Origin of the sequence: Massilia sp. TWR1-2-2 (assembly GCF_049897565.1) — a bacterium.
In the GTDB taxonomy this organism is placed as follows: domain Bacteria; phylum Pseudomonadota; class Gammaproteobacteria; order Burkholderiales; family Burkholderiaceae_D; genus JAFCUW01.
On the sequence record NZ_JAFCWM010000011.1, the window covers coordinates 152,222 to 177,174 of the forward strand.

The 24,953-nt window shown below is 65.0% G+C and carries 26 protein-coding genes; 10 read left to right on the top strand and 16 right to left on the bottom strand.

Annotation, left to right across the window (positions count from 1 at the left end; all coding sequences use genetic code 11):
- The first annotated feature begins 16 nt into the window (after positions 1-16).
- A complete protein-coding gene (locus ACP7DD_RS12740; protein ID WP_426175183.1) occupies positions 17-412 on the top strand; it encodes a hypothetical protein in 396 nt (131 codons plus the stop codon).
- A gap of 7 nt (positions 413-419) precedes the next feature.
- Here the strand turns inward: ACP7DD_RS12740 and ACP7DD_RS12745 are convergent, their stop codons facing one another.
- Genes ACP7DD_RS12745 through bamE form a run of 3 tightly spaced genes read right to left on the bottom strand, consistent with a single transcriptional unit; the run spans position 420 to position 2,161 of the window.
- Positions 420-746 carry a barstar family protein gene (locus ACP7DD_RS12745; protein ID WP_426175184.1) on the bottom strand — a complete coding sequence of 109 codons (327 nt, stop codon included), beginning with the start codon at positions 744-746 and terminating at the stop codon, positions 420-422.
- Positions 747-756: 10 nt separating this feature from the next.
- Entirely contained in the window at positions 757-1,566 is an 810-nt protein-coding gene (gene dapB / locus ACP7DD_RS12750; protein WP_426175185.1) for a 4-hydroxy-tetrahydrodipicolinate reductase, read from the bottom strand.
- Between the two features lie 13 nt (positions 1,567-1,579).
- Positions 1,580-2,161 carry an outer membrane protein assembly factor BamE domain-containing protein gene (gene bamE / locus ACP7DD_RS12755; protein ID WP_426175186.1) on the bottom strand — a complete coding sequence of 194 codons (582 nt, stop codon included), beginning with the start codon at positions 2,159-2,161 and terminating at the stop codon, positions 1,580-1,582.
- 99 nt (positions 2,162-2,260) lie between these two features.
- On the opposite strand from bamE, the gene fur reads away from it, so the two are divergent.
- Complete coding sequence (gene fur, locus ACP7DD_RS12760) at positions 2,261-2,689, top strand: ferric iron uptake transcriptional regulator (RefSeq protein ID WP_099787326.1); 429 nt, start codon at positions 2,261-2,263, stop codon at positions 2,687-2,689.
- A gap of 72 nt (positions 2,690-2,761) precedes the next feature.
- Here fur and hrcA read toward each other — a convergent pair whose 3' ends face one another.
- Both hrcA and ACP7DD_RS12770 read right to left on the bottom strand, forming a co-directional pair.
- Positions 2,762-3,787: a heat-inducible transcriptional repressor HrcA gene (gene hrcA / locus ACP7DD_RS12765; RefSeq protein WP_426175187.1), complete on the bottom strand. Its 1,026-nt coding sequence runs from the start codon at positions 3,785-3,787 to the stop codon at positions 2,762-2,764.
- 71 nt (positions 3,788-3,858) lie between these two features.
- The gene (locus tag ACP7DD_RS12770) at positions 3,859-4,584 is read right to left on the bottom strand and encodes an HAD family hydrolase (protein WP_426175188.1); all 726 of its coding nucleotides are present in this window, start codon (positions 4,582-4,584) and stop codon (positions 3,859-3,861) included.
- A 265-nt stretch (positions 4,585-4,849) separates the two neighbouring features.
- Between ACP7DD_RS12770 and ACP7DD_RS12775 the strand changes: the two genes are divergently transcribed.
- The 3 genes from ACP7DD_RS12775 (at position 4,850) to ACP7DD_RS12785 (ending at position 6,545) form a co-directional block, all read left to right on the top strand.
- Entirely contained in the window at positions 4,850-5,434 is a 585-nt protein-coding gene (locus ACP7DD_RS12775) for a hypothetical protein (RefSeq protein ID WP_426175189.1), read from the top strand.
- Between the two features lie 28 nt (positions 5,435-5,462).
- Positions 5,463-6,047: a hypothetical protein gene (locus tag ACP7DD_RS12780; RefSeq protein ID WP_426175190.1), complete on the top strand. Its 585-nt coding sequence runs from the start codon at positions 5,463-5,465 to the stop codon at positions 6,045-6,047.
- Between the two features lie 234 nt (positions 6,048-6,281).
- Entirely contained in the window at positions 6,282-6,545 is a 264-nt protein-coding gene (locus ACP7DD_RS12785) for a hypothetical protein (protein WP_426175191.1), read from the top strand.
- Here the strand turns inward: ACP7DD_RS12785 and rsmA are convergent.
- The 4 genes from rsmA to ACP7DD_RS12805 form a co-directional block, all read right to left on the bottom strand.
- Positions 6,529-7,320 carry a 16S rRNA (adenine(1518)-N(6)/adenine(1519)-N(6))-dimethyltransferase RsmA gene (gene rsmA, locus ACP7DD_RS12790; protein ID WP_426175192.1) on the bottom strand — a complete coding sequence of 264 codons (792 nt, stop codon included), beginning with the start codon at positions 7,318-7,320 and terminating at the stop codon, positions 6,529-6,531. The two genes, ACP7DD_RS12785 and rsmA, sit on opposite strands and share 17 nt — an antisense overlap.
- Before the next feature lie 28 nt (positions 7,321-7,348).
- Positions 7,349-8,398 carry a 4-hydroxythreonine-4-phosphate dehydrogenase PdxA gene (gene pdxA, locus ACP7DD_RS12795; protein ID WP_426175193.1) on the bottom strand — a complete coding sequence of 350 codons (1,050 nt, stop codon included), beginning with the start codon at positions 8,396-8,398 and terminating at the stop codon, positions 7,349-7,351.
- A 1-nt stretch (position 8,399) separates the two neighbouring features.
- Positions 8,400-9,767 (bottom strand): peptidylprolyl isomerase, encoded by a 1,368-nt coding sequence (locus ACP7DD_RS12800; RefSeq protein ID WP_426175195.1) that lies wholly within the window; start codon positions 9,765-9,767, stop codon positions 8,400-8,402.
- Between the two features lie 78 nt (positions 9,768-9,845).
- Positions 9,846-12,086, bottom strand: a complete 2,241-nt coding sequence (locus tag ACP7DD_RS12805; protein ID WP_426175196.1) for an LPS-assembly protein LptD — start codon at positions 12,084-12,086, stop codon at positions 9,846-9,848.
- A gap of 98 nt (positions 12,087-12,184) precedes the next feature.
- Here ACP7DD_RS12805 and ACP7DD_RS12810 point away from each other — a divergent pair, with 98 nt between their 5' ends.
- Genes ACP7DD_RS12810 through ACP7DD_RS12825 form a run of 4 tightly spaced genes read left to right on the top strand, consistent with a single transcriptional unit; the run spans position 12,185 to position 16,479 of the window.
- Positions 12,185-13,243 (top strand): aminoglycoside phosphotransferase family protein, encoded by a 1,059-nt coding sequence (locus ACP7DD_RS12810; RefSeq protein WP_426175198.1) that lies wholly within the window; start codon positions 12,185-12,187, stop codon positions 13,241-13,243.
- Positions 13,244-13,256: 13 nt separating this feature from the next.
- On the top strand, positions 13,257-13,976 hold the full coding sequence (gene murU / locus ACP7DD_RS12815) for an N-acetylmuramate alpha-1-phosphate uridylyltransferase MurU (protein WP_426175199.1): 720 nt from the start codon (positions 13,257-13,259) through the stop codon (positions 13,974-13,976).
- The gene (gene pepP / locus ACP7DD_RS12820; RefSeq protein ID WP_426175200.1) at positions 13,973-15,319 is read left to right on the top strand and encodes a Xaa-Pro aminopeptidase; all 1,347 of its coding nucleotides are present in this window, start codon (positions 13,973-13,975) and stop codon (positions 15,317-15,319) included. The genes murU and pepP overlap by 4 nt, the downstream gene beginning before the upstream one ends.
- Entirely contained in the window at positions 15,316-16,479 is a 1,164-nt protein-coding gene (locus ACP7DD_RS12825; RefSeq protein WP_426175201.1) for a UbiH/UbiF/VisC/COQ6 family ubiquinone biosynthesis hydroxylase, read from the top strand. The genes pepP and ACP7DD_RS12825 overlap by 4 nt, the downstream gene beginning before the upstream one ends.
- 78 nt (positions 16,480-16,557) lie before the next feature.
- Here ACP7DD_RS12825 and ACP7DD_RS12830 read toward each other — a convergent pair whose 3' ends face one another.
- Both ACP7DD_RS12830 and ACP7DD_RS12835 read right to left on the bottom strand, forming a co-directional pair.
- On the bottom strand, positions 16,558-17,154 hold the full coding sequence (locus ACP7DD_RS12830) for a PEP-CTERM sorting domain-containing protein (RefSeq protein WP_426175202.1): 597 nt from the start codon (positions 17,152-17,154) through the stop codon (positions 16,558-16,560).
- 1,008 nt (positions 17,155-18,162) lie between these two features.
- Entirely contained in the window at positions 18,163-19,137 is a 975-nt protein-coding gene (locus tag ACP7DD_RS12835) for a M20/M25/M40 family metallo-hydrolase (protein WP_426175203.1), read from the bottom strand.
- Positions 19,138-19,227: 90 nt separating this feature from the next.
- Here ACP7DD_RS12835 and ACP7DD_RS12840 point away from each other — a divergent pair, with 90 nt between their 5' ends.
- Positions 19,228-20,145 (top strand): GGDEF domain-containing protein, encoded by a 918-nt coding sequence (locus ACP7DD_RS12840; protein ID WP_426175205.1) that lies wholly within the window; start codon positions 19,228-19,230, stop codon positions 20,143-20,145.
- Here ACP7DD_RS12840 and ACP7DD_RS12845 read toward each other — a convergent pair whose 3' ends face one another.
- The 5 genes from ACP7DD_RS12845 to ACP7DD_RS12865 form a co-directional block, all read right to left on the bottom strand.
- Positions 20,146-20,706 carry a hypothetical protein gene (locus ACP7DD_RS12845; RefSeq protein ID WP_426175206.1) on the bottom strand — a complete coding sequence of 187 codons (561 nt, stop codon included), beginning with the start codon at positions 20,704-20,706 and terminating at the stop codon, positions 20,146-20,148.
- Between the two features lie 15 nt (positions 20,707-20,721).
- The gene (locus ACP7DD_RS12850) at positions 20,722-21,801 is read right to left on the bottom strand and encodes a cache domain-containing protein (protein ID WP_426175207.1); all 1,080 of its coding nucleotides are present in this window, start codon (positions 21,799-21,801) and stop codon (positions 20,722-20,724) included.
- Between the two features lie 155 nt (positions 21,802-21,956).
- Positions 21,957-23,414: an NAD(P)(+) transhydrogenase (Re/Si-specific) subunit beta gene (locus tag ACP7DD_RS12855; protein WP_426175208.1), complete on the bottom strand. Its 1,458-nt coding sequence runs from the start codon at positions 23,412-23,414 to the stop codon at positions 21,957-21,959.
- Entirely contained in the window at positions 23,411-23,734 is a 324-nt protein-coding gene (locus ACP7DD_RS12860) for an NAD(P) transhydrogenase subunit alpha (RefSeq protein ID WP_426175209.1), read from the bottom strand. The genes ACP7DD_RS12855 and ACP7DD_RS12860 overlap by 4 nt, the downstream gene beginning before the upstream one ends.
- 19 nt (positions 23,735-23,753) lie before the next feature.
- The gene (locus tag ACP7DD_RS12865) at positions 23,754-24,866 is read right to left on the bottom strand and encodes a Re/Si-specific NAD(P)(+) transhydrogenase subunit alpha (protein WP_426175211.1); all 1,113 of its coding nucleotides are present in this window, start codon (positions 24,864-24,866) and stop codon (positions 23,754-23,756) included.
- Positions 24,867-24,953: the final 87 nt, after the last annotated feature.

The window sequence follows — 24,953 nt, forward strand, 5'->3', positions numbered from 1 at the left end:
TTTTGGTCTAATAAGTATGGACAACCAATTCAACGCTATCAATTATTCGCACCAGCTTCAGGCTGTCGGCGTTTCGCAAACTCAAGCTGAAACGCATGCCAAGTTGCTCTCCGAGGCGTTGGCTAATTGCGCCGCTTCACGTGCCGATTTGAATTCGCTTGGCGAGCAGCTCACGACAAGGATGGAGGCGTTCGAAACGAGGATGACCGGCCGAATGGATGCCTTCGAGGCGAAGATGACAGGCCGGATGGACGCCTTCGAAGCAAGGATCAACGCACGGATCGACGCGTTGGAGGCAAGGATGGATCTTGAAATAGCACGGGTACGTGGTGAACTAAAACTGCTTCGATGGATGTGTGCGACAAATACGGCAATGCTCATTGCCGTCATCGTCAAGATCTACTTCCCCTAGCGATCGGTCAGCGCAGAACCAGCGCCAGCGCGGGCTTCTCGCCGTAATCCTCATAGCGCTCATTGATGCCGGCGACGCAGAAGGTCAACTCTTCGAGCAGGTCGGGCGCCTTCTCGCGCATGGCGGCGGCGTCGTTGATGACGATTTCCAGCACCTCGTTGGGCTTCAGGCGGAACTTGCTCATGCCGTCGGCGTCGCGCAGGTAGCTGAGGCAATCGACCCATGAATCGATGGTGTTGCCGTACGACTCAGGAAAGCCGAACGTCTTGCGCGATTCCGCGTGGAAGCTGTCCCAGCCGTCGATGACGGCGCCGTTCAGTTCTGCAGTAGCCATCGTTTTCTCCTCAGCGCCCCAGCGCCAGCACGTCCTGCATGTCGTACAGGCCGGTTTGCTTGTCGGCCAGGAAGCGCGCCGCACGCAAGGCGCCGTGGGCGTAGGTGACGCGGCTGCCCGACTTGTGGCTGATCTCGATGCGCTCGCCGTCGCCGGCAAACAGCACCGTGTGGTCGCCGACGATGTCGCCGCCGCGGATGGTGGCAAAGCCGATGGTGGACGGGTCGCGCTCGCCGGTGACGCCTTCGCGCCCGTACACGGCGCACTGCTTGAGGTCGCGTCCGAGCGCGTCGGCGATGACTTCGCCCATCTTCAGCGCGGTGCCGGACGGCGCATCGACCTTGTGGCGGTGGTGCGCCTCGATGATCTCGATATCGTACCCTTCAGCGAAACTCTTTGCCGCCATTTCCAGCAGCTTCAGGGTGACGTTGACGCCGACACTCATGTTCGGCGCAAACACGATCGCGGTCTTGGCGGCGGCGGCGCGGATGGCGGCCTTGCCGGCATCGTCGAAGCCGGTGGTGCCGATGACCATCGCGATGCCGTGCTCGGCGCAATAGGCCAGGTGCCTGAGCGTGCCTTCCGGGCGGGTGAAGTCGATCAGGCAGCGCGCGCCGGCGAGCGCGGTGGCCAGGTCGGCGGCGATGGCCACCGACGCCGGCTGGCCGAGGAAGGCGGCGGCGTCCGTGCCGATCGCCGGCGAGCCGGCCACGTCGAGCGCGCCGGTCAGTTCGGCGTCGGGCGCCCTGGCGATCGCCTCGATCAGCATCTTGCCCATGCGCCCGCTGGCGCCTGCCACCGCAATGTTCAGTGAAGTCATGGTCGCTGGCCGCTTATTTTCTGATCTGGATGGAGGCCGAACCTGCCTCTTCCTTCTTCGGTGCCTCTTTCGCCGCGGCCTTGGCAGGGCCGGCGATGCGGGCGATGTACTCGCGCTCGGTCGGCAGGTTGCCGCCGTCGAAACGCTCGACCTTGTCGTCCTTGAAGTAGATGGTCACGCGCGCCTTGGTCAGCTCCCCATTGCCGCGCGCCAGGTAGAACGGAAAATCCCAGCGATCGGTGTGGAACACGTCCGTCAGCAGCGGCGTACCGAGGATAAACTTGACCTGCTCGCGGGTCTGGCCCACTTTCAACTGGGCCAGCATTTCCTGCGAGACGAAGTTGCCTTGTTGAATGTCAGGGCGGTACGGCTTGAATATCCACAGGAATTTTTGCAGCGACGTCGCGCTGGTGGTCTGGGCGCCGGCGTTGGCCGATGCCGCGGACTGGTCGGCGTCGGCGGCAGCTTGCGCCGGCGTGACCGGCTGCGACGCCGAAGGCGACAGCGCATTGCGCCACGATGCGCAGCCCGACAAGGTCAGCGCGGCGCAGACGGCAACTGCCAGCAGTGGTGTCCGGGAGTAAAAACTGTGCAAAAAAGCATTCTTGACGCGCATAAGTGACCTCAAAACGTTTGAGCGCTAGCTCCAAAACGCTATATCATAAAGCACTATGCCAATATACGAGCAACAAACATGAGTAACAATCCAAGCGATCTCAAGGCCAGCGGCCTGAAAGCGACCCTTCCTCGCCTGAAAATTCTCGAGATTTTTCAGAACAGCGAAGTACGCCATCTCACTGCGGAAGACGTCTACAAGATCCTGCTGACCGAAAACATGGACGTCGGCCTGGCCACCGTGTACCGCGTGCTGACCCAGTTCGAACAGGCCGGCCTGCTCAACCGCAACCATTTTGAGACGGGCAAGGCGATCTTTGAACTGAATGCCGGTTCGCACCACGACCACCTGGTGTGCCTCGACTGCGGGCGGGTGGAAGAGTTCTTTGACGAGGAAATCGAGTCGCGCCAGCACAAGGTTGCCGCTGAGCGCGGCTTCAACATCGCCGAGCATGCGCTGGCCATTTACGGCAACTGCATCAAGCCGGCCTGCCCGCACCGGCATTAAGCAAAAAGCTGGGGCCAGTCCCTCGCGTTGGCGGGACGTTCGAACATTTCAACGAGCCGCAATGTCCGAATATCAGACCTGACCGCCGTGGCTCAGCGCGTTCGACAGCAGCTTGGCGGTGATGTCGACGATCGGGATCACGCGCTCGTACGCCATGCGGGTCGGGCCGATCACGCCGAGCGTGCCGACAATCTTGCCGTTCACTTCGTACGGCGCCGTCACCACGCTCATTTCGTCCATCGGCACCAGGTTCGATTCGCCGCCGATGAAAATCTGCACGCCGGTGGCCTTGCTCGACACGTCGAGCAGCTGCATCAGCCCGGTCTTTTGCTCGAACATGTCGAACATCTGGCGCAGCGACGCCATGTTCGAGGACAGGTCCGACACGCTGAGCAGGTTGCGTTCGCCCGAGATGACCATGTCGGTCGAATGGTCGGTCATCGCCTCGCTGCCCGCTTCGACCGCGGCCTGCATCAGGCGGCTCATGTCGTCGCTCAGCTGCTTGAGTTCGTCCGTCACGCGCAGGCGCACCTGGTCGAACGAGAGCCCGCCGTAATTCTGGTTGATGTAGTTGGCCGAGGCGATCAGCTGGCTCGGGGTGTAGTCGGCGTCGGTCAGCAGCAGGCGGTTCTGGACGTCGCCGCGCGGGTCGACGATGACGAGCAGGATGCGCTTTTCGGACAGGCGCAAGAACTCGATCTGCTGGAACACCGACTCGCGCCGCGGGCTCAGCACCACGCCGGCGAACTGCGACAGCGACGACAGCATCTGCGCGGCGTTCGAGATGATCTTTTGCGGCTGCTGGTTGGGCATGCGCATGCGCGACTCGACGGCGTGCTCGTCGATGTGCTGCACCGTCAGCAGCGTGTCGACGAAGATGCGGTAGCCGCGCGGGGTCGGGATGCGGCCGGCCGACGTGTGCGGACTGGCGACGTAGCCCATTTCCTCGAGGTCGGCCATGATGTTGCGAATCGTCGCCGGCGACAGGTCGAGCCCGGAAATCTTCGACAGCGCGCGCGAGCCGACCGGCTGGCCGTCGGCGATGTAGCGCTCGACGAGAGCCTTGAGCAAAGTTTGTGCGCGGGTATCGAGTTGCATGATTGTATGGGGGCGCGAAGACGGACACCCTTATTATGCACGTTCGCGGCGCCGCTGTGCAGTTCCCGGCACTAGCCGTGGCGGCGCTCCAGCCAGTCGAGCAACTCGCCGAAATCGGCGCAGATGGCGTCGGGCACCACGCCGTGCTCGAGGTGTCGGCTGCTGCCGGTGCGGTTCAGCCACACCGCGCGCAGGCCGGCCTGCTGGGCGCCGCGCACATCGAGCAGCACGTCGTCGCCGACATACACGGCCTCGTGCGGGGCCACGCCGAGCTGTTCGCAGGCGGCCAGGAAAATGGCGGCGTCCGGTTTGGCGCAGCCGAGCTGGTGCGCCGCGACCGACACCTTGAAGTGATGCGACATGCCGATCGCGCGCAAGTCGGCGTTGCCGTTCGAGATCGAGCCGACCAGCACCAGCTCGCTGAGCTTCTCGAGGCCGGGCAGCACGTCGTCGTACAGCGCGACGGCGTTGCGGGCGGCGAAGAAATGCGCCATCGCGTGCTCGACCTTGGTGCTGTCCTCGCCGGCATCGGCGAATGCCTCGCGCAGGCCGGCGCGGCGCAGCGCCCCGAGGTCGAGGTGAAACTCGGGCCGGCGCTCGAGCAAGCGCTGGCGCGCCTGGCGCAGCGCGTCGATCGAAAAGCCGGCCGCCACGCGCGGCGCGTGCTGCTGCAGCCAGGCATGCAGCGACCGCTCGGCCTGGGCAATGACGGGTGCGATCGGCCACAAGGTGTCGTCGAGGTCGAACAGGACCGCCTTCGGCCAGGCGGGACGTTGGGTGCTTGTAGTAGCGGTCATTGCGGCAAACGGAAGTGGAGGCGATGCCAGCATAACGAGTCGGGCGGCGAAGTGCAAATCGGCGCCCGACAGATGAACCCGTGTCCGAATGTCGGCACTGACCCCGGTGCGGCACTGACCCCGGTGCTGCACGCCGGTTACACCGCGATACAAGAGGAAAGACGCTCCAGCTTGCCAAATGCTCTAAAATGACGGCCAAACCGTCTGTCCCGCGGCGCGGCGTCAGCCCTCCCCCGCTCTACCCCTGTTTGTTTTTGGAGAACACATGAAAAGATTGACCCTGCGTTCGAGCGTGGCGCTCGCGTGCGCACTGAGCGTTGGCGCCGGCGGCGGCAACGACGGCAACCTGCAGCTCGGTGGCGCCGTCATCGGCCTGAGCAAGACCGGCCTGGTGCTGATCAACAAGGGCAACGGCGACAAAGTTGCGGTCGAACCGGTACAGGGGGGGCAGGTGGGTTTCGTCTTCGCCAAGCTGCTGAGCAATGACGAGAATTTCGACGTCGACATTTCTGCCTCGCCCGACAACGCCGTCTGCTCGGTCGCCAATGGCAAGGGCGCGACCGGCTCGTTCAGCATCAGTACGGTCGTTGTGAACTGTATCACCAACACCCATGAACTGGGCGGCACCGTCAGCGGTCTCGACAGCAACGGCCTGGTGCTGGTCAACGGCGCCAACCGCATCGAAGTCAAGGCCGGCGCGACCAGCTTCAGCCTGACCAAGGTCGCCGAGGGTTCGCCGTACGGCGTGACGATCCTGACCCAGCCCGTTTCGCGCACCTGCCGCATCGTCGACGGTGTCGGCACGGTCGGCAAGACCGATATCAAGAACATCCAGGTCATCTGCAGCTGACCCGCGCCATCTACTTTCTGGAGAACACATGACCAAATCTTTCCTGCGCCCGGCCATCGTGCTGGCGCTCGCGCTGAGCCTGGCCGCTTGCGGCGGCGGCAAAGCGACCTTCCCGATCACCGGCACCATCAACGGCCTGGTCTATGAAGGCCTGGTGCTGAGCACCAATGGCATGGACCTGAAGGTGCCGGCCAAGGCGACTACCTTCACGTTCCCGAACACGCTCGACTATGGCGACGTCTACGCCGTGATCCGGAAGACGCCGCCGGCGCACCAGGAATGCCAGGTGCTGCGCGGCACCGAGACGGCCGGGCGGCTGTCCTCGATCAATATCGACGTGTACTGCACCATCAACACCGCGCCGGTCGGCGGCACGATCACCGGCCTGAAGTCGACCGGTTTGCAGCTGACCAATGGCAGCGACCCAGCCGTTTCAACGGCGGCCGCCGGTGCCACCGCCTTCACCATGCCGAACAAGGTTCCGTTCGGCATCACCTACGGCATCACGGTGCTGACCCAACCGGCCACCGAAACGTGCAGCGTGGCGAACGGCACCGGCGAAATGGGCGACGTGGCGGTGACGAATGTCGCGGTCACCTGCGTGCCGAAGTAAGCAGATATTCTCTTCTGGAATATCTGGTATTCGAAAGATAAATTGGCGTTATATGCTGTAACGCAGCATAATTCACTTGTCTCCTCCAACTCCTTACAAAGAATTGGATTTCAAGCCCGCTCAACAGCGGGCTTTTTTTTCGCCCGCGTCGTATCCTCGGGCCGCGACAAGCGCCGCGCCGCCTTGCGGCCAATACTGGCATGATCGACATCTACTTGATGCCAGGGAGGCTCCGTGCCAACAGAACAACTGGGAGATTACGAGATCGATTACTCCGGCGTCCGGATGACCGATGTCGACGGCTGGGCCGCGTTCGTGACGGTCTACGGCGCATCCGCCAACCCGATGCACCGCAACAGCATCGTCCCGGCGCAGCGGGTGGCGGTGGAGCACGTGTTCGCCACCGAGGCGCAAGCCGAAACCGAAGCGCGCAAGGCCGCGGTGGCGATGGTGGAAGAAAAAACGATTACGCCGCCGCCGATCACGCCGACGGCGTGACAGCCGGCTTCAACAGGTTCGCCAGCGCGACGTACTGGACCAGGCCGACCGTTTCCGGCCGCACCGTCGGATCGATGCCTGCTTCGACGATCTGCGCCTCGGTAAACATGCCGGCCAGGCAGTTGCGAATGACCTTGCGGCGTTGCGAGAACGCCTTCAGCACCACCGCCTCGAGGGTCGGGCCGTCGCACGCAAGGCGCTCGGCCACCGGCACCATCCGCACGATGGCCGACTCGACCTGCGGCGGCGGCTCGAACGCGGTCGGCGGCACGATGAACATCAGTTTCATGTCGTAGCGCCACTGCAGCATCACCGACAGGCGCCCGTAGACCTTGCTGCCCGGCTCGGCCACCATCCGCTCGACGACTTCCTTTTGCAGCATGAAGTGCTGGTCTTCGATCAGCGGGGCAAAGTCGGCCAGGTGAAACAGCAGCGGGCTGGAGATGTTATACGGCAGGTTGCCGACCACCCGCAGCTTCTGCCCCGGCGGCACCGGGATCTGGCCGAAGTCGAACTTCAGGGCATCGCCGGAATGGATCGTCAGCTTGTCACGCGGGAACGATTTCTCCAGGCGCGCGACCAAGTCGCGGTCCAGTTCGACGACGTGCATGTGGTTCAGGTGCTTGAGCAGCAACGCGGTCATCGCCGCCAGGCCGGGCCCGATCTCGACCATCGCCTGGTCCGGCTGCGGACCGATCGCGTCGATGATGTCGGCAAGGACGAATTTGTCGGTCAAGAAATTCTGGCCGAAGCGCTTGCGGGCTACGTGTTTCATGTGTTTGCTTTATGTGGAGATGTCGAATTCAGGTGCGGCGCTGGGCGGCAACCATTTGCAGCGCGCTGCGGATGGCCTGCTGCATGCTGGCGGCATCGGCATGCCCGAGTCCGCGCGCGGCCAGGTCGAGCGCGGTGCCGTGGTCGACCGAGGTGCGGATCAGCGGTAGCCCGAGCGTGATGTTGACGCCGCGCCCGAAGGTGGCGTGCTTGAGCACCGGCAGCCCCTGGTCGTGGTACATCGCCAGCACGCAGTCGGCGTCGCCCAGGTATTTCGGCTGGAACAGCGTGTCGGCCGGGTACGGCCCGCGCGCGTCGATGCCGCGCGCGCGCGCCGCTTCGATGGCCGGCGCGATGGTGTCGATTTCCTCGCGGCCGAGGTAGCCATTTTCGCCCGCATGCGGATTGAGCCCGGCCACCAGGATGCGCGGCGCGGCGATGCCGAACTTGTCCTTCAGGTCGGCGTCGATGATGTCGAGCACGCGCGCCAGGCCGTCGCCGGTGATGGCGTCGGGCACGGCGCGCAGCGCCAGGTGGGTAGTGGCCAGCGCCACGCGCAGCGGCGCGGCGCCCGATTGCGCCGCGGCGGCCGTGTCGCCGGCCAGCATCATCACCACCAGCGGCGTGCCGGTCTTGTCGGCCAGGTATTCGGTGTGGCCGGAAAACGCCACGCCGGCGTCGTTGATGGTGCTTTTCTGCAGCGGCGCGGTGACCATCGCGGCGAACCAGCCGGCCGCGATGCCCTCCACCGCCAGGTCGAGCGTGGCGAGCACGGCGCGGCCGTTGGCCGGATCGAGCGTGCCGGGGATGACGTGGGCGGCCAACGGCACATCGATGATCGACAGGCGGCCCGGGCCGAACTGCGGCAGGCCGCCGTTGCGCAGCGCCTGCACCGACAGCGCCGCGACCTCGATGTCCGGATCGAGTTCGCTGGCGGTCAGCGCCAGGAAGGCGGCATCGCCCAGCAGCACGCAGTTGACTTCGTGCCGCATGGCCCACGCCGCGCGCAGCGATATTTCCGGCCCGATACCGGCCGGCTCGCCGGTGGTGATGGCGATCGCCGGACGGGAGGCACTCATCTTATTTCTCGTCGCGGAACTCGACGTAGGCGCGGTCGCGCACCTGGCGCGCCCAGTCTTCGGACGCTTCCTGCATCTTGCGCTCGCGGATCACCTGGCGCGCCGCATTGCGCTGGCGCTCTTTCGAGGCGTCATCGGTCTTGCGCGCCAGCACCTGGATCAGGTGGAAACCGAACGGCGTCTCGACTACACCGCTGACTTCGCCCGGCTTGAGCGTATTGATGACCGCTTCCATTTCCGGCAAGGTGTCGCCCGGATACAGCCAGCCGAGGTCGCCGCCCTTGGAGGCCGAGCCGTCGTTCGAGAACAGGCGCGCCAGTTCCTCGAACTTCGCGGCGTTGTTGTCGAGCCGTTCCTTGAGCTCGGTCAGCTTGCGCTTGGCGTCGGCCGCGCTCATCGTCGGCGTGACCTTCAGCAGGATGTGGCGCACCTGCGTCTGCTGCTGCTCGGCGGTCTTGTCCTTGGTCGATTCGGCGGCGCTGCGCTTGCCCACCAGTTTGAGCAGGTGAAAGCCGGTGTTGCTGCGGATGACAGGCGTGACCTGGCCCGGCGCCAACTTGCCGAGTGCTTCGGCAAACACCGGCGGCAGGCGGTTGGCGTCGCGCCAGCCCACTTCGCCGCCCTTGAGCGCGTCCGGCGCGTCCGAATAGGTGGCGGCGATCTTGGCGAAATCGGCGCCGGTGCGCAGCTGGCGCGCCACCTCGTCGGCGCGTGCCTTGCGCGCTGCGATCTGCTCGGGCGAGGCGTTTTGCGGAATGCTGACGAGGATCTGCGAGACGTTCAGTTCGAACTGCTCGGCGGCGGCGGCCTGCTCGCCAGCCAGGTAGGTATCCACTTCCGCGTCCGAAATCTGGATCTTGTTGTCGACTTCATGCTCGCGCAGGCGCTGCAGCATGATTTCGTTGCGGATCTCTTCGCGGAAGGCCGGATACGTCATGCCTTCCTTTTCCATCTGATTGCGCATTTCCTGCAGGCTCATCTTCTGGCCTTCGGCGATGCGGCCGATCGCGCGGTCGAGTTCCTGGTCGGATACCTTGACGCCCATTTCCTTGGCCAGCTGGTTCTGGGCGCGTTCGACGATCATCGCTTCGACCACCTGGCGCTGCAGGTCGGCCGCATCGGGCATCGGCGCATTGCTGGCCTTCATGCGCGTGACGATGCCGCGCAGGCGCGCGGCGATTTCATTGCGCGTGATGACGTCGTCGTTGACCACCACCGCGATCGAATCGATCACATTGGCCGAGCTCGACGCCGGCGGCAGGAAGCCGCCCGTCTTGGCGGCGGGCGCGGCCGGTGCGACCGGTCCCTGCGCGGCGGCCTGACCGGCCAGCGCGCACAGCAGGACAGCGGCGAGTTTCAGTTGGTGCATACGGATATTACGCATAATCTGGGGCACTCATATTCAGGTAAATGAAAAAAATCGTTTTCCAGCTTGCCACTTCATTCATCAGCGGCCGGTCACCGGATTGAGCCGGGAGTAGCCGGGAATGCTCTTGTAAAACGTGTCCAGCGGGTTGCTGCCGAGGCCAAGTTTCGACAAGCCGTTCAGCTCAAGCTGGAACAACAGCGACGACGAGGTGGTCTGGGCGGCGGTGACGAAACGCTGCGCACCCATCCGCAACACCCAGCAGTCGGCCTGGTACTCGAGTCCGATGAGGCTCTCGAGCACCTTCTTGTCGCGCACCGAGTAGCTGACCCGGCCAACGCCGAACCAGCGCAGCGACAGCGGCCACTGGCTCGACAGGTCGACGTTCTTGAAACTGTCGCGTTGATAACGGTACTCGGCATTCACCACTTTTTTGGCGCCGGCCAGCCACTGCACGCCGTAGTTCGAACTGAACACGCTGCGTGCACTCGCATTGTATTGTATCGCGCTGTCGAAGCTCCAGTTATCGGCGACGCGGCCGGAGGCGGCCAGCAGCACGTCCGAGCGGCTGACGTTGAGCTGGGTGCTCGGGTCGAGCCGCACGCGCTGCTGGCTGAAGTAGAAGCGCTGCCCCAGCGCCAGGCGCAGCCGTTCGGCACCGTTGCTTTCGATGAAGCGCGACACCAGCGCCGCGGTGACCTGGTTGGCGTCGGAAATGCGGTCGGCGCCGATGAAGCGGTTTTCGGTGAAGATCTGGGCGAAGTTAAAGCCCGCCTCGGCCGTGTCGAAATTGGGGAACTGGCTCTGGTCCTTGTAGGGCGTGCGGACATAGAACAGGCGCGGCTCGAGCGTCTGGGTGACGGCGCGGCCGAACAGCTTGCTTTCGCGCTCGAACACCAGACCGCTGTCGAGCGAGAACGTGGGCAGCACGCGCGTCAGGCTGGCGCCGGGCATGGTAGCCAGGTTGCTGCTGTCGCGGTCGAGCTGGTATTTGCTGGCATGCACCATCACCTTCGGGGTGATGAAGTAACCCGGCCGGATGATCGGATACGACAGCTGCGGCACGGCCACCACGCGGCTGCCGCGGATCAGGTCGGGATGCCGGAAGCGGGTCACCTCGGCGTCGAGCGCCCAGTCGAAGCCGGCAACGTCGTAGCGGCCGGCGTGAAAATTGATCTGCGGCAGGCGGTCGTACGGGCGCGGCACCGCCAGGCCCGGGTTGGTCGCCGCGGCCGGATCCTGCAGCACCTGGTAGTTTTGCGCGCGCGCCGTCAGGCTCCAGTACTTGCTCTGGTAATCGGTGCGCAGTTCGCGCAGCAGCTGGCGCTCGGCGCTGTTGGCCACCGACTTCGAGAAGTCGCTCGGGTATTCGTTGTCGGACGCCGCCCGCAGCACCCAGCCATACGACCAGCCGGGCGCGATCGCCTGCGAGTGCAGCGAGTTGATCAGCCAGCGGTTGGTATCGGTGACCTGGTCGTGCACCAGCAATTCGGCGTGCGTTTCGCCCGAGTACGAGCCGGCCGCGGTCTGGCCGATGTAGCGGCCGGTGGCGCCCATCTGCAGGCCGCGCGTCAGGATCACGCGCGGAAACACGGTCAGGTCGCGGTTCGGCGCGAGGTTGAAGTAATACGGCATCATCACTTCGGTCGAGCCCTTGGAGCCGGGGCTGAAGGTCGGCGGCAGCCAGCCCGAGCGGCGCGCGCCCGACAGCGAAAACGACATCGCCGGGGTACCGATGATCGGCACGCCCTTGAAGTACACCACCGTCTTGCCGGCGGTGCCGACGTCGCGCCCGCTGTCGAGGCGCAAGGTATCGGCCTTCAGGTACCAGTCGGGAGTCGGACCTTCGCAGGTGCTGTAGGTGCCGTCGGTAACGACGGCGACGTCTTCGTTGACGAAGTCGATGCGGTTGGCCTTGCCCTGCGCGTTGTTGAGCTGCATGCGGTATTCGGGATGCAGCACCCAGCCCTGGCCCGAATCGAGATTGAGTTCGAGCTGATCGCCCTTGTAGCGGTCGCCGAAGCGCCACATGTTGATGTCGCCCTTGGCCGTGACGACGTCGTCAACCACCTTGTAGCAGGCCGACCTGGCCGTCATGCGCGTGGCGCCCTTGATCAGCTCGACATCGCGCTCGAGATTGACCTCGCGGTCGGGCCGTCCGGTGATTTCCTCGGCGCGCAAGATGACCGGCGCATTCGGGTCGTCGACCTGTTCGCGCTTGGGCGCATTCTGGGCATGCAGCGGCCCCGAGGTGACGGTGACGAGCGCGGTCAGGGCATATGCCCAGCGCGGCGACGAGGGAGGGGAGGAGAACCAACTCATGAAACGGGCGCAAACACCATTGAAGGGCGATTTTTTGGGGCTAATCCCTTATTATATGGGAATCTACACATTCATCCGGATTCTCTACAGGTCGCTTCATGTCTCTTTTGTCACACCCTCCCGCAACACCACCGTCGGCCGACGCGCGCCTGGCCCAACTTACCGCCTGGCTCGATACGCTCGGCCTGGTTGACGTCGCCAGCCGCCGCCCCGCTTCGTCCGACGCCAGCTTTCGCCGCTACTTCCGGCTCGACGTGCTGCCGGCGCTGCAGGACAAGCTCGGCCACAGCCTGATCGCGATGGACGCGCCGCCCGAGCGCGAGAACGTGCCGGCCTTTATCCACGTCGCCGGCCTGTTGCAGGACGCCGGCGTGAACGTGCCGGCGATCGTCGCGCGCGACGTGCCGAACGGCTTTTTGCTGCTGTCGGACCTCGGCACCACGACCTACCTGGCGCGGCTCGACGCCGACAACGCCGGCTTCATGTATTCCGACGCGGTCGACGCGCTGATCAAGTTCCAGCTCAGCAGCGTGCCCGGCGTGCTGGTCGAATTCGACCGCGCGTTCGCGCTGCGCGAGATGAACCTGTTTCCCGAATGGTTCGTCGGCAAGCACCTCGGCGTGACGATGAGCGACACCCAGCAGGCCCAGCTCGACAAGGTCTTCGAGGCGATCACCGCCAACGTGCTGGCCCAGCAGCAGGTATTCATGCACCGCGATTTCCACTCGCGCAACCTGATGTTCATGGAGCAGAACAATCCCGGCGTGCTCGACTTCCAGGACGCCGTGTTCGGCCCGGTCACCTACGACCTCGGCTCGCTGCTGCGCGACGCCTACATCCAGTGGGATGAAGAGATTGTGCTCGACTGGGTGATCCGCTACTGGCAGGCAGCCAAGAAGGTCGGCCTGCCGGTCAATCCGGACATCGACGCCTTCTACCGCGACTTCGAATTCATGTCCCTGCAGCGCCACCTGAAGATCCTCGGCATCTTCTGCCGGCTGCACTACCGCGACGGCAAGAGCATCTACATGGGCGACCTGCCGACCGTGCTCGACTACGTGCGCAAGACCGCGAACCGCTACATCGAGCTCAAGCCGCTGGCGCGCTTGCTCGACGCGTTCGAGGACAAGGCGCCGGTTGTCGGCTACACCTTCTGATGGCGGAGTCTTGATGAAAGCGATGATTTTTGCCGCCGGCCGCGGCGAGCGCATGCGCCCGCTGACCGATGCCTGCCCGAAGCCGCTGCTGAAAGTGCGCGGCCGCCCCCTGATCACCTGGCACGTGCTGAACCTGGTGCGCGCCGGCATTACCGAGATCGTCATCAACACGGCCCACCTGGGCCACATGATCGAAGAGGAACTGGGCGACGGCAGCAAGTACGGCGCCAGCATCGAGTACTCGCACGAAAAAGTGGCGCTGGAAACGTTCGGCGGCATCGCCAACGCGCTGCACCTGCTCGGCGACGAACCGTTCGTGGCCGTGTCGGGCGACATCTATTGCCCGTATTTCGACTTCGCCCAGGTCAAGGACGTGCTGCACGACAAGGATATCTGGGGCAACCCGCACGCACCCGACAAGCGCGACGTCTCGTGGCTATACCTGACGCCAAATCCTTTCCACAACCTCAAGGGCGACTTCGCGCTCGACATGTACACCTTGTCGAACACCGGTACGCCGAAATGGAACTTCGCCGGCATCGGCGTCTACCGTCCCGAGATGTTCGCCGAGCTCACGCCGGGCCAGCACGCCAAGTTCAGCCCGCTGATGCGCAAGTACATCGACCTTGGCCTGGTGGGCGGCGAAATCTATACCGGCGAGTGGGTCAACGTCGGCACCGTCGCCCAGCTCGACGAGCTCAACGCGCCGCTGGCGAACAGGGCCGCTTCATGACGCCACTGGCGGCGTCGGCCCACGCCGAACGGCGCGCTCGGCTGTGCGCCCAGATGGCGCCCGGCGCGGTGGCGATCCTGCCGACCGCGCCCGAAGCGATGCGCAACAGCGACACCGATTACCCGTACCGCCACGACAGCTACTTTTACTACCTGACCGGCTTCACCGAGCCTGACAGCGTGCTGGTGCTGGTCGCCGCCAACGGCGCCAGCGCAGCGCAGGCGATCCTGTTCTGCCGCCAGAAAAACCTCGAGCGCGAAATCTGGGACGGCTTTCGCCACGGCCCCGACGGCGCGCGCGCCGCCTTCGGCTTTGACGCGGCGTTTTCGATCGAGGACCTCGACGGCGAAATGGCGAAGCTGCTGGCGAACGCGCCGGCGGCCTATTACGCGCTGGGTCACAGCGCCGCGCTCGACCTGCAGATGAAGACGTGGCTGCAGGCGGTGCGGCGCCAGGCCCGCAGCGGCGTCACCGCGCCCGCCGTCGCGCACGACCTGCTGGCCATGCTCGACGAAATGCGCCTGTTCAAGGACGACAGCGAAGTGGCGCTGATGCAGCACGCCGCGCGAATCTCCGGCCGCGCCCACGAACGCGCGATGCGCGCCTCGCGGCCCGGCATGTTCGAGTACGAAATCGAAGCCGAACTGCTGCACGAGTTTCGCAAGAGCGGCGCGCAGTACCCGGCATACACGCCGATCGTCGCCGCCGGCGCGAATGCCTGCGTGCTGCACTACAACGCCAACAGCGCGCAAAGCCGCGACGGCGACCTGGTGCTGATCGACGCCGGCTGCGAGCTTGACAGCTACGCCGCCGACATCACCCGCACCTATCCGGTCAACGGCCGCTTCAGCGCGCCGCAGAAACTGCTGTACGAACTGGTACTGGCGGCGCACAGCGCGGCGCTGGCGGCGGTGCGGCCGGGGCGGCGCTACAGCGACATCCACGACAGCGCGGTGAACCTACTGGCGCAAGGCATGCTCGACGTCGGCCTGCTCGACAAGGCGGTATACGGCAATGCCGAAAACGCCATCGCCGAGCGCGCCCACCTGCAGTTCTACATGCACGGCACCGGCCACTGGCTGGGCCTTGACGTGCACGACGTCGGCGCCTACCGCGACGTGCGCGCCGACGAAAAACCTTCGCGCCGGCTCGAGCCGGGCATGGTGCTCACCGTCGAACCGGGCATCTACGTGCGCCCCGGTGCCGGCGTGCCGGAACAGTTCTGGAATATCGGCATTCGCATCGAAGACGATGTCGTCGTCACGACCGACAGCCACGCGATCCTGTCGGACAACGCGCCGAGGCTGGCGGCGGAGATCGAAGAAGTGATGCGCCAGCGATGAGCGAGATCACAGTAACGGTTACGGCCAGCACGTTCGACGTCGCCATCTGCGGCGCCGGGCCGGCCGGCATGGCGCTGGCGGCGATGCTGGCGCGGCGCGGCATGGCGCCGCGGCGCATCGCGCTCATCGACGGCAAGTCGCCCGGCCAGGCCATCACCGATCCGCGTTCGATCGCGCTGTCGTACGGCAGCAGGCTGCTGCTCGAAGAAGTCGGCGCCTGGCCGCTGCCGGCCACGCCGATCCACCAGATCCACGTATCGCGGCGCGGGCGTTTCGGGCGCAGCCTGATGGACCGCGACGACCACGATCTGCCGGCGCTTGGCTATGTGACGCGCTACGGCGACCTGGTGTCGGCGCTGGCCGCCGCCTGCGAACGCGCCGGCGTGGCCATCGTCCGGCCGGCGCGCGTGAGCTCCATCGACGAGACCGACGCCGGCGTGACGCTGCGGCTCGACGACGGTCGCACCTTGGCCGCCGCGCTGGCGGTGCAGGCCGAGGGCGGCGTATTCGGCCAGCAGCAACAGCGCGCGCTGCAGCGCGACTACGGCCAAAGCGCGGTGATCGCGCGCGTGGCCGCCAGCGCGCCGATCGCGCAACGCGCCTACGAGCGCTTCACCGACGAAGGCCCGCTGGCGCTGCTGCCGCAGGAAGGCGCCGATGGCCTGCAGTACGCGCTGGTGTGGTGCGTGCGGCGGGAAAACGCCGCCGCCCTGCTGGAGCTGGGCGACGACGCTTTCCTGGCGCGCCTGGGCGACGCCTTCGGCGCCAGGCTGGGACGCTTCACGCGCACCTCCGGCCGCGCCGCCTATCCGCTCGGCCTGAACGCCGAGCCGCGCGCCACCGCGCGCACGGTGGCGATCGGCAACGCCGCGCAGACGCTGCATCCCGTCGCGGGCCAAGGACTCAATCTGGGGCTGCGCGACGCCGCCGTGCTGGCGCGCCTGCTCGGCCGCGGCAGCGGTCCCGAGCAGCTGCTCGCGTTCAGCGCAGGCCGCAAGGCCGACCGCAAGGTCACCATCGGCCTGACCGATGCGATGGCGCGCGTGTTCGCCAACACCGGCCCGGCGCAGGCGCTGCTGGGCCTGTCCCTCGGCGTGCTCGATGCGGTGGCGCCGGCGCGCATGCTGCTGGCCGAACTGATGATGTTCGGACGCCGCTGACGCGCGTGACGGCCGCCGAATAGGCGACGCCATGCAAAACGCCCGCGCGCGGCGGGCGTTAAGGTTGCAGCAGGCCGCTTATTTTGCTGCTTGCTTGCGCCGGCTCATGCCCACGCCGATCAGGCCCATGCCGAGCAACGCGAGCGAAGCTGGCTCAGGCACGTTCGCGGCGGTGTTCGGCAGCGTGATGCTGCCCATGTGCTGCGCGTTGGTGGCATCGAGAACTGCGGTGTAGAGCAGGGTGCCGGTGGCGCCGTAGAAGCTGACGTTGTATCGATCGCGCGTCTCGCAGCAGTCCGAGCGGCCATACATCGTCACGCTATCGAGTTCCCTGACGCTGCTGAACGAGATATTGAGCCAGTCGTTTGCGTTGGCGCCGCTATGGAACATGTTTGGAAAGCTCTTGTCCGCGAATTGGCCGTCAATGGCCTTGCCGGGGTTAGGGTCGTTCCACCCATACACCGACGAGGCGCTCGCCACTGTCCCGAGCGACGACAGGGCGACGTTCGCGCCGGTGATGCTCTCGAAAGCCTGCAGCTCGACGACCTGAATGTTGTTGTCGCCCGAGGCCTGGGTCACGCGAATGTCCTTGACGCCGACCAGTCCGGCGTGGGCAGCACCGGCGAAAGTGGCGCCGGCGACGATGAGGGCGGAAATAACTGATTGTTTGAACATGCTGATTCTCCATAAATAGATATCTTACGTATAAGCAATAACCGAGCCAGCGCGAATATACTGTTTGAAATCAACATCTTGCGCCTAGTAAATAAACGTGAGCGCGTTGACATGTAAAGTTTCCCGACAACACGCTCCGAATGACTCGCCACGGTTGTGCAGCCGCGCCGGGTCGCCAATTCTTCTATGACGCGTTCGTATCCACCCTTGCCGCCACACGCACCAGCAGATTCGCCACGCTCGTATAGAAGTGCTAAGCTCGCCAAAGATTCCTACCGGATGGGTAAATGTCCGATCACTCTCGATTTTTGCATGAGTCAATTGAGCCGATCGAGACGGTGCTGGTAGCGCGCCCGCTCGGGGGTGTCGAGGCGCGCGGATCAATCCGATGGATCCCCGGCAGGCCTCAGTGGTCGCTCGGATAACCCATTTGTACAGCCAGGGCAGCCAGTTGAGGTCATCGCATATCAAGGCGAAAACGGCACAGCCCTTCAGGTAAGCAACCTGCACGTGCACAGACTCATGCTTGATCACCAGGCGCCGCAGCGTTGGTGTACGGTCGCGTTTGGACTGATGGCCGTCACGGCGTATATCTTGGCATTTCGCGAGATCACGCTGCACGCGGCCGGTCACGGCCCCGTCAGGCCTGACGAGCCGGATGAGTTCGTGGGATTTTCAGTGTGGCCCAAGTTTGGATTTGATGCCAGTTTAGATCTTGTGGATTTACAAGGAGCGACGCGTTTGCAGACGTGCCGAACCGTTCAGGATGTCTTGGCAGTTGATCCTAATTGGTGGACGCAGCATGGCGCAGGCCATCGCCTTCCAGGGTGACGGAGATTTTTGGAAAATCAAGAATCTCGATTCCGGAATTTCGCTCGCATAAAAATGCTCTCGCAGAGCAAACAAGCGCCGAACGTGGTCATGCTCCGGCCACCAAAATATCCAAGAAGCCTACGCCGTAAATGAACCGCGCCTGACGGGAATGCCAAGTTCGCGCCAAGAGTTACGTCACTTTAATTCAGCATCCAGCGTTGCCGCCACATCCACCAGCAGATTCGCCACGCTCGTGAAGAACGCCGGCTCGATGCGCGCGAACGTGTCGCCGGGGCCATGGTAATCGGCGTGGTCCTCGACGCCGAAATACAGGAACGGCACGCCGGCCTGGTGGAACGGGCCGTGGTCGGAGCTGCCGGTCCAGTCGTCGGTGCTGCCCTTCTGCTGCGGCAGGTCGTGGCCCAGCTTGACGCCAACCGTGCTGCGCGCGGCCGCCTTGGCCACCAGCGGGATCAGGGAAGGGTTGTAGCGCGTGCCGGCGACGAAGATCTCGTTGCGGTCGTTACGGCTGACCATGTCGAGATTGAGATTGAGCGCCAGCTGTGCTTTCGGAAACGGCAGCGCGGCGAGGAAGGCGCGCGCGCCCTGCAAGCCCTGCTCTTCGCCGTCGAAGGCGGCGAACACGATCGTGTGGCGCGGCGGATGGGCCTTGAACCACTGCGCGATGGCCAGCATCGCCGCCACGCCGGAAGCGTTGTCGTCGGCGCCGGGATGCAGCTTGCCGCCCTTTTCGCCGAGGTGGTCGTAATGGGCGGAGACGACGATGAAGCGCTGCGGCAGCGCGCTGCCGGCGATGTAGCCGACATAGTTGACGGCCGCCGGATATGCCGTCTTGTTGGCAGTAAACGAGAACGGCTGGGCGTAGGCGGCGCCGAACGGCTTCAGCGCGAGCGCTTCGAAGCGGCGCTGCAGAAAGGTCTGCGCCTTCTGGCTGCCGGGCGTGCCGGTGCGGCGGCCGGCGAAGTCGTCGCCGGCGAGCGTGCGCACGTCGTCGAGCAGGCGCGCGCCGTCGACGACCGATGCAGCCGCCACGGCGGCCGCCGGCAATGGCGTGGCCGGCTCCGCTATCTCGGCCGTGTCGCCAGTGATGACGTAGCCGGCCGCCGCGCCAACCAGCACGCCGAGGACCATCCGGCGGGAAAATTTCATCGGTATGTCCAGTCGGTTAAGATGGCAGAATAGTAAAACAAATGTGGCAGTGCCACAATGGCAACTGCAGATTCACCAGCCTAAGCCACCATGACCACAGAATTACCAGCGGAGCTGTTCCAACGGCTGCTCGACGAGTCGTCCGACCCGGCGATCATCATCGACCAGCACGGAGCGATCCGTTACCTGAACGCGGCCTCGCAAGCGTTGACGGGATTTCCGCCGGCAGAGGCCATCGGCAAGCCGATCGACGGCCTGCTGCCCGAAGGGCTTGCCGGAAGACACAACAGCTACCTGCTCAATTACATCAGCGGTGGGCTCGCGTCGAGCGTGCTCGGCCAAATACGCGACTTCGCCATCCGCCACCGCACCGGCGACATGATTCCGATCCAGTTGAAAGCGGTCGACCTCGGCGTTGTCGATGGCGTGCGCTATTTCGGCGCCTTCACGGTGGACATGCGCGAACGGCGCGCCGAAGAGGCGCGCATCGCCGCACTGCTGGCGCAGCTCGAACAGCAGGCCATGACGGACCCACTGACGGCGCTGCCGAACCGCCGTGCGTTCGACGCCGAACTGGCGCGCATCGCCGCGCGCGCGCGCCGCAACCAGTCTCCCACCGCCGCCGGCGTGGCCGACATCGACCACTTCAAGCAGGTCAACGACCAGTACGGCCATCCGGTCGGCGACCGCGTGCTGTGCGAAGTGGCAAAGGCGATCGAGCACGCCGCGCGCGGCACCGATTTTGTCGCGCGCACCGGCGGCGAGGAATTCGGCATGCTGTTCCCCGACACCTCGACCGACATGGCGCGCCTGGTGGCCGAACGGATGCGCAAGGCGGTCGCCGCGGCGAGCGTGACGACGCCGGACGGCGACATCATCCGGGTGACCATCAGCATCGGGTTGGCGGCGCTGGCGCCGGGCAGTGCGCCGGAACAGGCGCTGGCCAGCGCCGACGCGGCGCTGTACCAGGCCAAGGAACAAGGGCGCGACCGGGTCGAGACGGCTTGATCAGGCCGGCAGGCCCAGTTCGCGCGCGACGTCGACGCGAAACCTGGCCGCCTGCGCCGGCGCGCTGATCTCGCCGGCCAGCAGATTCAGCAGCGCCGGCAGGTTGCCGGCCGCGTCGAAATGGTCGTCGCAAATGATTTCCGCCATCGGTCCGATGTAGCCGGTCATGATGCGCTGGATGGTTGCTTTGACCGCCGGCGTCAGCGCCACGGCTGGCGCTTTGCCCGGCGCCGCGGCAGCCGGCGCCAGCACGGCGGGCACCGAGCCGCCGCCGAGCGCGTCGAAGATCGCCTCGGTCGACAGGTTGTCGTGTTCGTCCTTGACCAGATAGGTCTCGTCGAAGCGCAGCCTGGCGCTGGCCATGCTGCGCAGCAGGCTGAGCGCTTCGATGCCGCGCCGGTTGCGGCACAGCAGCGAGGCGATCTTCCCCTTGTCGAGCCGGACCTGGGCCATGCGGTTGTCGTCGCTGACCAGGAACACGGTACCGCTGCGACCCTGCGCGCACAGCTGCCTGAGACTGTCGACGACGCGCAGCAAGGTGAGAAGTTCAGCTTGCACCATGGCGGTTCCTCAGGCTCACGCCTTCTTGCGCAGGCGATCCATCGCCAGCCGGATGCTGATGCCGAGCCGCTCGATGGCGCGCGCCAGCTCGCCGATTTCGTCGCCGCGCCCGGTCTGCGGAATGTTGACGTCGAAGTTGCCGGTGCTAAGTTCGTGGGCGATGGCGGTCAGCTGATTGATCGGACGGCTCAGCTGCTTGCCGAGGAAGAAAGCCACCAGGCCCACCAGCGCCGCCGTCAGCACGATCAGGATCAGGGCGTTGCGCTGCATCGCGCGCAAGGCGGCGTAGGCCTCGTCGTAGTCCTGCTCTACCAGCAAGGTCCAGCCTTGCGGCAGCTTGCGCACGAAAGCGACGACCTGCTTGCCGTCGGCGTCGTAGACGGTCGGGCGCTCGCTGACGCCGTCGAGCGCCAGCGCCGGATGGCGGCCCAGGTCCTGCAGCACGTTCTTGATGCGCTCGGGCTGACCATGGGCGATCACCTTGTTTTCCGCGTCGAGCAGGATCGCGTGGCCGGTGCTGCCGATCCTGGTGTTGGCGATGATCTTCGAAACGACGTCGAGGTTCATCGTCATCGCCAACACACCGACCAGCTGGCCGGTGTCGTCGCGGATCGGGCCCGACAGTGCCAGCGCGGGCTTGCCCGAGGTCTTGCTGATGATCACCTGGCGGCCGTTTTCCTTACCTTCCATCACGGTCTTGAAATACACCCGGTCGGCGTACTGCAGCTGGGGCTTGTCGTCGTTGCGGCCGATGTTGGCGCCGTCCGCGGCGATGGTGTACACCAGCGAGAGCCATTCGTAACTGGCGCCGACGGTTTTGAGGACCGGGTTCTGGCGCTCGGCCTTCATCGAGCGGATGTCGTCGAGCTTGGCGACCTGGCGCAGCACGCGCAGGTTGGTGTCGTCCCAGCCGCCGATCGACGCGGCCACCGTGTTGGTGGTGCCGACCAGGTTCTGCGAAATATTGTAAGTGAGTACTCCCTGCGCTTCCCGGCTGCCCACATACCAGAGGCTCACCAGCGGCACCAGCGATACCGCCAGCAGCGTGAGACACAATTTATGGAAAATATTCAGGCTGAAAGCGGTCTTGCCCATGATGCCTATCCTTTTCATTGCTGCGCGACGGTAGAGAATCCAATGTACCGTGTTTTTTGCCATGCCACAATGAAACATTTTTTAAAGCAACAAGTTCGACGTGAAAACGCGCCGGCCGAGAGCGGCGCGCTCTGGTCATATCGACAACGCAGCGGCTACTCGACCGCCTTGACCATCGCCTCGATCACCTTCTTGGCGTCGCCGAACACCATCATCGTGTTCGGCTGGTAGAACAGGTCGTTGTCCAGGCCCGCGTAGCCGGACGCCATCGAGCGCTTGTTGACGATGACACTCTTGGCCTTGTAGGCCTCGAGAATCGGCATGCCGGCGATCGGCGACTTCGGATCCTTGGCCGCCGGGTTGACGACGTCGTTGGCGCCCAGCACCAGCACCACGTCGGTCTGGCCGAATTCGCCGTTGATGTCCTCCATCTCGAACACCTGGTCGTACGGCACCTCGGCTTCGGCCAGCAGCACGTTCATGTGGCCCGGCATGCGCCCCGCCACCGGGTGGATCGCGTACTTGACGATGACGCCCTTGTGGGTCAGCTTTTCGACGAGCTCCTTCAGCGCGTGCTGGGCGCGCGCCACCGCCAGGCCGTAGCCGGGCACGATGATGACGGTCTCGGCATTGCTCATGATGAAGGCGGCATCCTCGGCCGAACCGGCCTTGTGCGGACGCTGCTCCTGCGCGCCGGTGGCAGCTTCGGCCGGTGCGCCGCCGAAGCCGCCCAGGATCACGTTGAAGAACGACCGGTTCATCGCCTTGCACATGATGTACGACAGGATCGCGCCGGAGGATCCGACCAGCGAACCGGCGATGATCAGCATCGAGTTATTCAGCGAAAAACCGATGCCTGCTGCCGCCCAGCCCGAGTACGAATTCAGCATCGACACCACTACCGGCATGTCGGCGCCGCCGATCGGAATGATGATCAAAACGCCCAGCACGAACGCCAGCACCGTCATGATGATGAACGGCGTCCACGCCGGCTCGGCGCCAGGAGCGAAGCAGAACACCAGTCCCAGCGCGATGATGGCGATCGCTACCACCAGGTTGATCATGTGCTGCCCGGGGAAGCTGACCGGCGCGCCCTGGAACAGGCGGAACTTGTACTTGCCGGCCAGCTTGCCGAAGGCGATGACGGAACCGGAGAAGGTGACGGCGCCGACGAAGGTGCCGATGAACAGCTCGAGGCGGTTGCCGAACGGCAGCGCCAGGCCGCGCCCGGTGATGCCAAACGCCCAAGGTTCGGACACGGCGGCAATCGCGATGCACACCGCCGCCAGGCCGATCAGCGAGTGCATCGCCGCCACCAGTTCGGGCATCTTGGTCATTTCCACTTTTTTCGCCGCGTAGGCGCCGATGGCGCCGCCGACGATGACGCCGAGCAGCACCAGCGGAAAGCCCATGCCGCCGGTCGGCGCCTGCGCCTTGAGCTTGAAGATCAGGGCGATGGTGGTGACGACCGCGATGGCCATGCCGATCATGCCGAAGGCGTTGCCGGTGCGCGCCGTCGCCGGCGACGACAGACCCTTGAGCGCCTGGATGAAGCAGACCGAGGCGATCAGGTACATCATCGTGACGAGATTGAGGCTGACGTATTGAATCATGCCTGCTCCCCCGCCGCCGCCGGCTTGGCCTTCGGTTCCTTCTTGCGGAACATCTCCAGCATGCGCTGGGTCACGAGGAAGCCGCCGAACACGTTGACCGCCGCCAGCGCAACGGCCAGCGTGCCGGCCACCTGGCCGACGACGCCTTCGGTCAGGCCCGCCGCCAGCATGGCGCCGACGATGATGATGGCCGAAATGGCGTTCGTCACCGCCATCAGCGGCGTATGCAGCGCGGGCGTGACGGTCCACACGACGTGGTAGCCGACGTAGATCGCCAGCACGAAGATGATCAGGTTGATGACGGTGTGACTGATTTCCATATTGCCTCCGTATTTCGATTTATTTGCGCAGCACTTCGCCGGACATGCACACCAGCGACGCCTTCAGGATTTCGTCTTCGCGGTCGATTGCCAGCGCGTCGTCCTTGTCGATCATCAGCTTGAGGAAGTCGAGCACGTTGCGCGCATACAGCGCCGAGGCGTCGGCCGCCACCAGGGTGGCCAGGTCCGGCTCGCCGACGATGTAGACGCCGTGCTTGAGCACCGTCTTGTTCATTTCCGACAGCGGGCAGTTGCCGCCTTGCGACACGGCCAGGTCGACGATCACCGAGCCGGGCTTCATCGCCTTGACGGTTTCCTCGGAGATGAGCACCGGCGCCGGGCGGCCCGGGATCAGCGCGGTGGTGATGATGATGTCGGCCAGCTTGGCGCGCTCGTGCACCAGTTCGGCCTGGCGGCGCATCCAGTCGGCCGGCATCGCGCGCGCGTAGCCGCCGGAACCCTGGGCGATTTCCTTCTCTTCGTCAGTGAGGTAAGGCACGTCGAGGAACTTGGCGCCGAGCGACTCGACCTGTTCCTTGACCGGCGGGCGCACGTCGGACGCCTCGATCACGGCGCCGAGCCGCTTGGCGGTGGCGATCGCCTGCAGGCCGGCCACGCCGACGCCCATGATCAGCACGCGCGCGGCCTTGACGGTGCCGGCCGCGGTCATCAGCATCGGCATGAAGCGCTGGTAGGTATTGGCCGCCACCATCACCGCCTTGTAGCCGGCGATGTTGGCCTGCGAGGACAGCACGTCCATCGACTGCGCGCGCGTAATGCGCGGCACCGCTTCGAGCGCGAACGCGGTCAGGCCGGCGCCGGCCATGGCGGCGAGGTTGTCGGCATCAAAAGGATTGAGCATGCCGATCAGCACGGCGCCCTGCTTCATCATCGAACGTTCGGTGGCATCCGGGGCGCGCACCTTGAGCACCATGTCGGCGCCAAAGGCGTCGGCGGCGCTGCCGATGGTGGCGCCGGCGGCGGCGTAGGCGTCGTCAAGGACGGCGGCATGCAGGCCGGCGCCGGACTGCACGATGACCTGATGCTTCGCGGCCAGCTTCTTGACCGTCTCTGGCGTGGCAGCGACGCGGGTTTCCCCCGGCCGCGTTTCGGCCGGTATGCCTATTCTCATTGATGCCTCCTAATTGATAAACTGTCTAGAATCTTACACGGAAAAGCCGACCGCATCGCTCCTTCAACTTTGTATTGCGCCGAATAA

Bases quoted from the DNA above. Each gene is read 5' to 3' on its own strand.
- ACP7DD_RS12740 (WP_426175183.1), top strand. From the start codon at position 17: ATGGACAACCAATTCAACGCTATCAATTATTCGCACCAGCTTCAGGCT.
- ACP7DD_RS12745 (WP_426175184.1), bottom strand. From the start codon at position 746: ATGGCTACTGCAGAACTGAACGGCGCCGTCATCGACGGCTGGGACAGC.
- dapB (WP_426175185.1), bottom strand. From the start codon at position 1,566: ATGACTTCACTGAACATTGCGGTGGCAGGCGCCAGCGGGCGCATGGGC.
- fur (WP_099787326.1), top strand. From the start codon at position 2,261: ATGAGTAACAATCCAAGCGATCTCAAGGCCAGCGGCCTGAAAGCGACC.
- hrcA (WP_426175187.1), bottom strand. From the start codon at position 3,787: ATGCAACTCGATACCCGCGCACAAACTTTGCTCAAGGCTCTCGTCGAG.
- ACP7DD_RS12770 (WP_426175188.1), bottom strand. From the start codon at position 4,584: ATGACCGCTACTACAAGCACCCAACGTCCCGCCTGGCCGAAGGCGGTC.
- ACP7DD_RS12775 (WP_426175189.1), top strand. From the start codon at position 4,850: ATGAAAAGATTGACCCTGCGTTCGAGCGTGGCGCTCGCGTGCGCACTG.
- ACP7DD_RS12780 (WP_426175190.1), top strand. From the start codon at position 5,463: ATGACCAAATCTTTCCTGCGCCCGGCCATCGTGCTGGCGCTCGCGCTG.
- rsmA (WP_426175192.1), bottom strand. From the start codon at position 7,320: ATGAAACACGTAGCCCGCAAGCGCTTCGGCCAGAATTTCTTGACCGAC.
- pdxA (WP_426175193.1), bottom strand. From the start codon at position 8,398: ATGAGTGCCTCCCGTCCGGCGATCGCCATCACCACCGGCGAGCCGGCC.
- ACP7DD_RS12800 (WP_426175195.1), bottom strand. From the start codon at position 9,767: ATGCACCAACTGAAACTCGCCGCTGTCCTGCTGTGCGCGCTGGCCGGT.
- ACP7DD_RS12805 (WP_426175196.1), bottom strand. From the start codon at position 12,086: ATGAGTTGGTTCTCCTCCCCTCCCTCGTCGCCGCGCTGGGCATATGCC.
- ACP7DD_RS12810 (WP_426175198.1), top strand. From the start codon at position 12,185: ATGTCTCTTTTGTCACACCCTCCCGCAACACCACCGTCGGCCGACGCG.
- murU (WP_426175199.1), top strand. From the start codon at position 13,257: ATGAAAGCGATGATTTTTGCCGCCGGCCGCGGCGAGCGCATGCGCCCG.
- pepP (WP_426175200.1), top strand. From the start codon at position 13,973: ATGACGCCACTGGCGGCGTCGGCCCACGCCGAACGGCGCGCTCGGCTG.
- ACP7DD_RS12825 (WP_426175201.1), top strand. From the start codon at position 15,316: ATGAGCGAGATCACAGTAACGGTTACGGCCAGCACGTTCGACGTCGCC.
- ACP7DD_RS12830 (WP_426175202.1), bottom strand. From the start codon at position 17,154: ATGTTCAAACAATCAGTTATTTCCGCCCTCATCGTCGCCGGCGCCACT.
- ACP7DD_RS12835 (WP_426175203.1), bottom strand. From the start codon at position 19,137: ATGAAATTTTCCCGCCGGATGGTCCTCGGCGTGCTGGTTGGCGCGGCG.
- ACP7DD_RS12840 (WP_426175205.1), top strand. From the start codon at position 19,228: ATGACCACAGAATTACCAGCGGAGCTGTTCCAACGGCTGCTCGACGAG.
- ACP7DD_RS12845 (WP_426175206.1), bottom strand. From the start codon at position 20,706: ATGGTGCAAGCTGAACTTCTCACCTTGCTGCGCGTCGTCGACAGTCTC.
- ACP7DD_RS12850 (WP_426175207.1), bottom strand. From the start codon at position 21,801: ATGGGCAAGACCGCTTTCAGCCTGAATATTTTCCATAAATTGTGTCTC.
- ACP7DD_RS12855 (WP_426175208.1), bottom strand. From the start codon at position 23,414: ATGATTCAATACGTCAGCCTCAATCTCGTCACGATGATGTACCTGATC.
- ACP7DD_RS12860 (WP_426175209.1), bottom strand. From the start codon at position 23,734: ATGGAAATCAGTCACACCGTCATCAACCTGATCATCTTCGTGCTGGCG.
- ACP7DD_RS12865 (WP_426175211.1), bottom strand. From the start codon at position 24,866: ATGAGAATAGGCATACCGGCCGAAACGCGGCCGGGGGAAACCCGCGTC.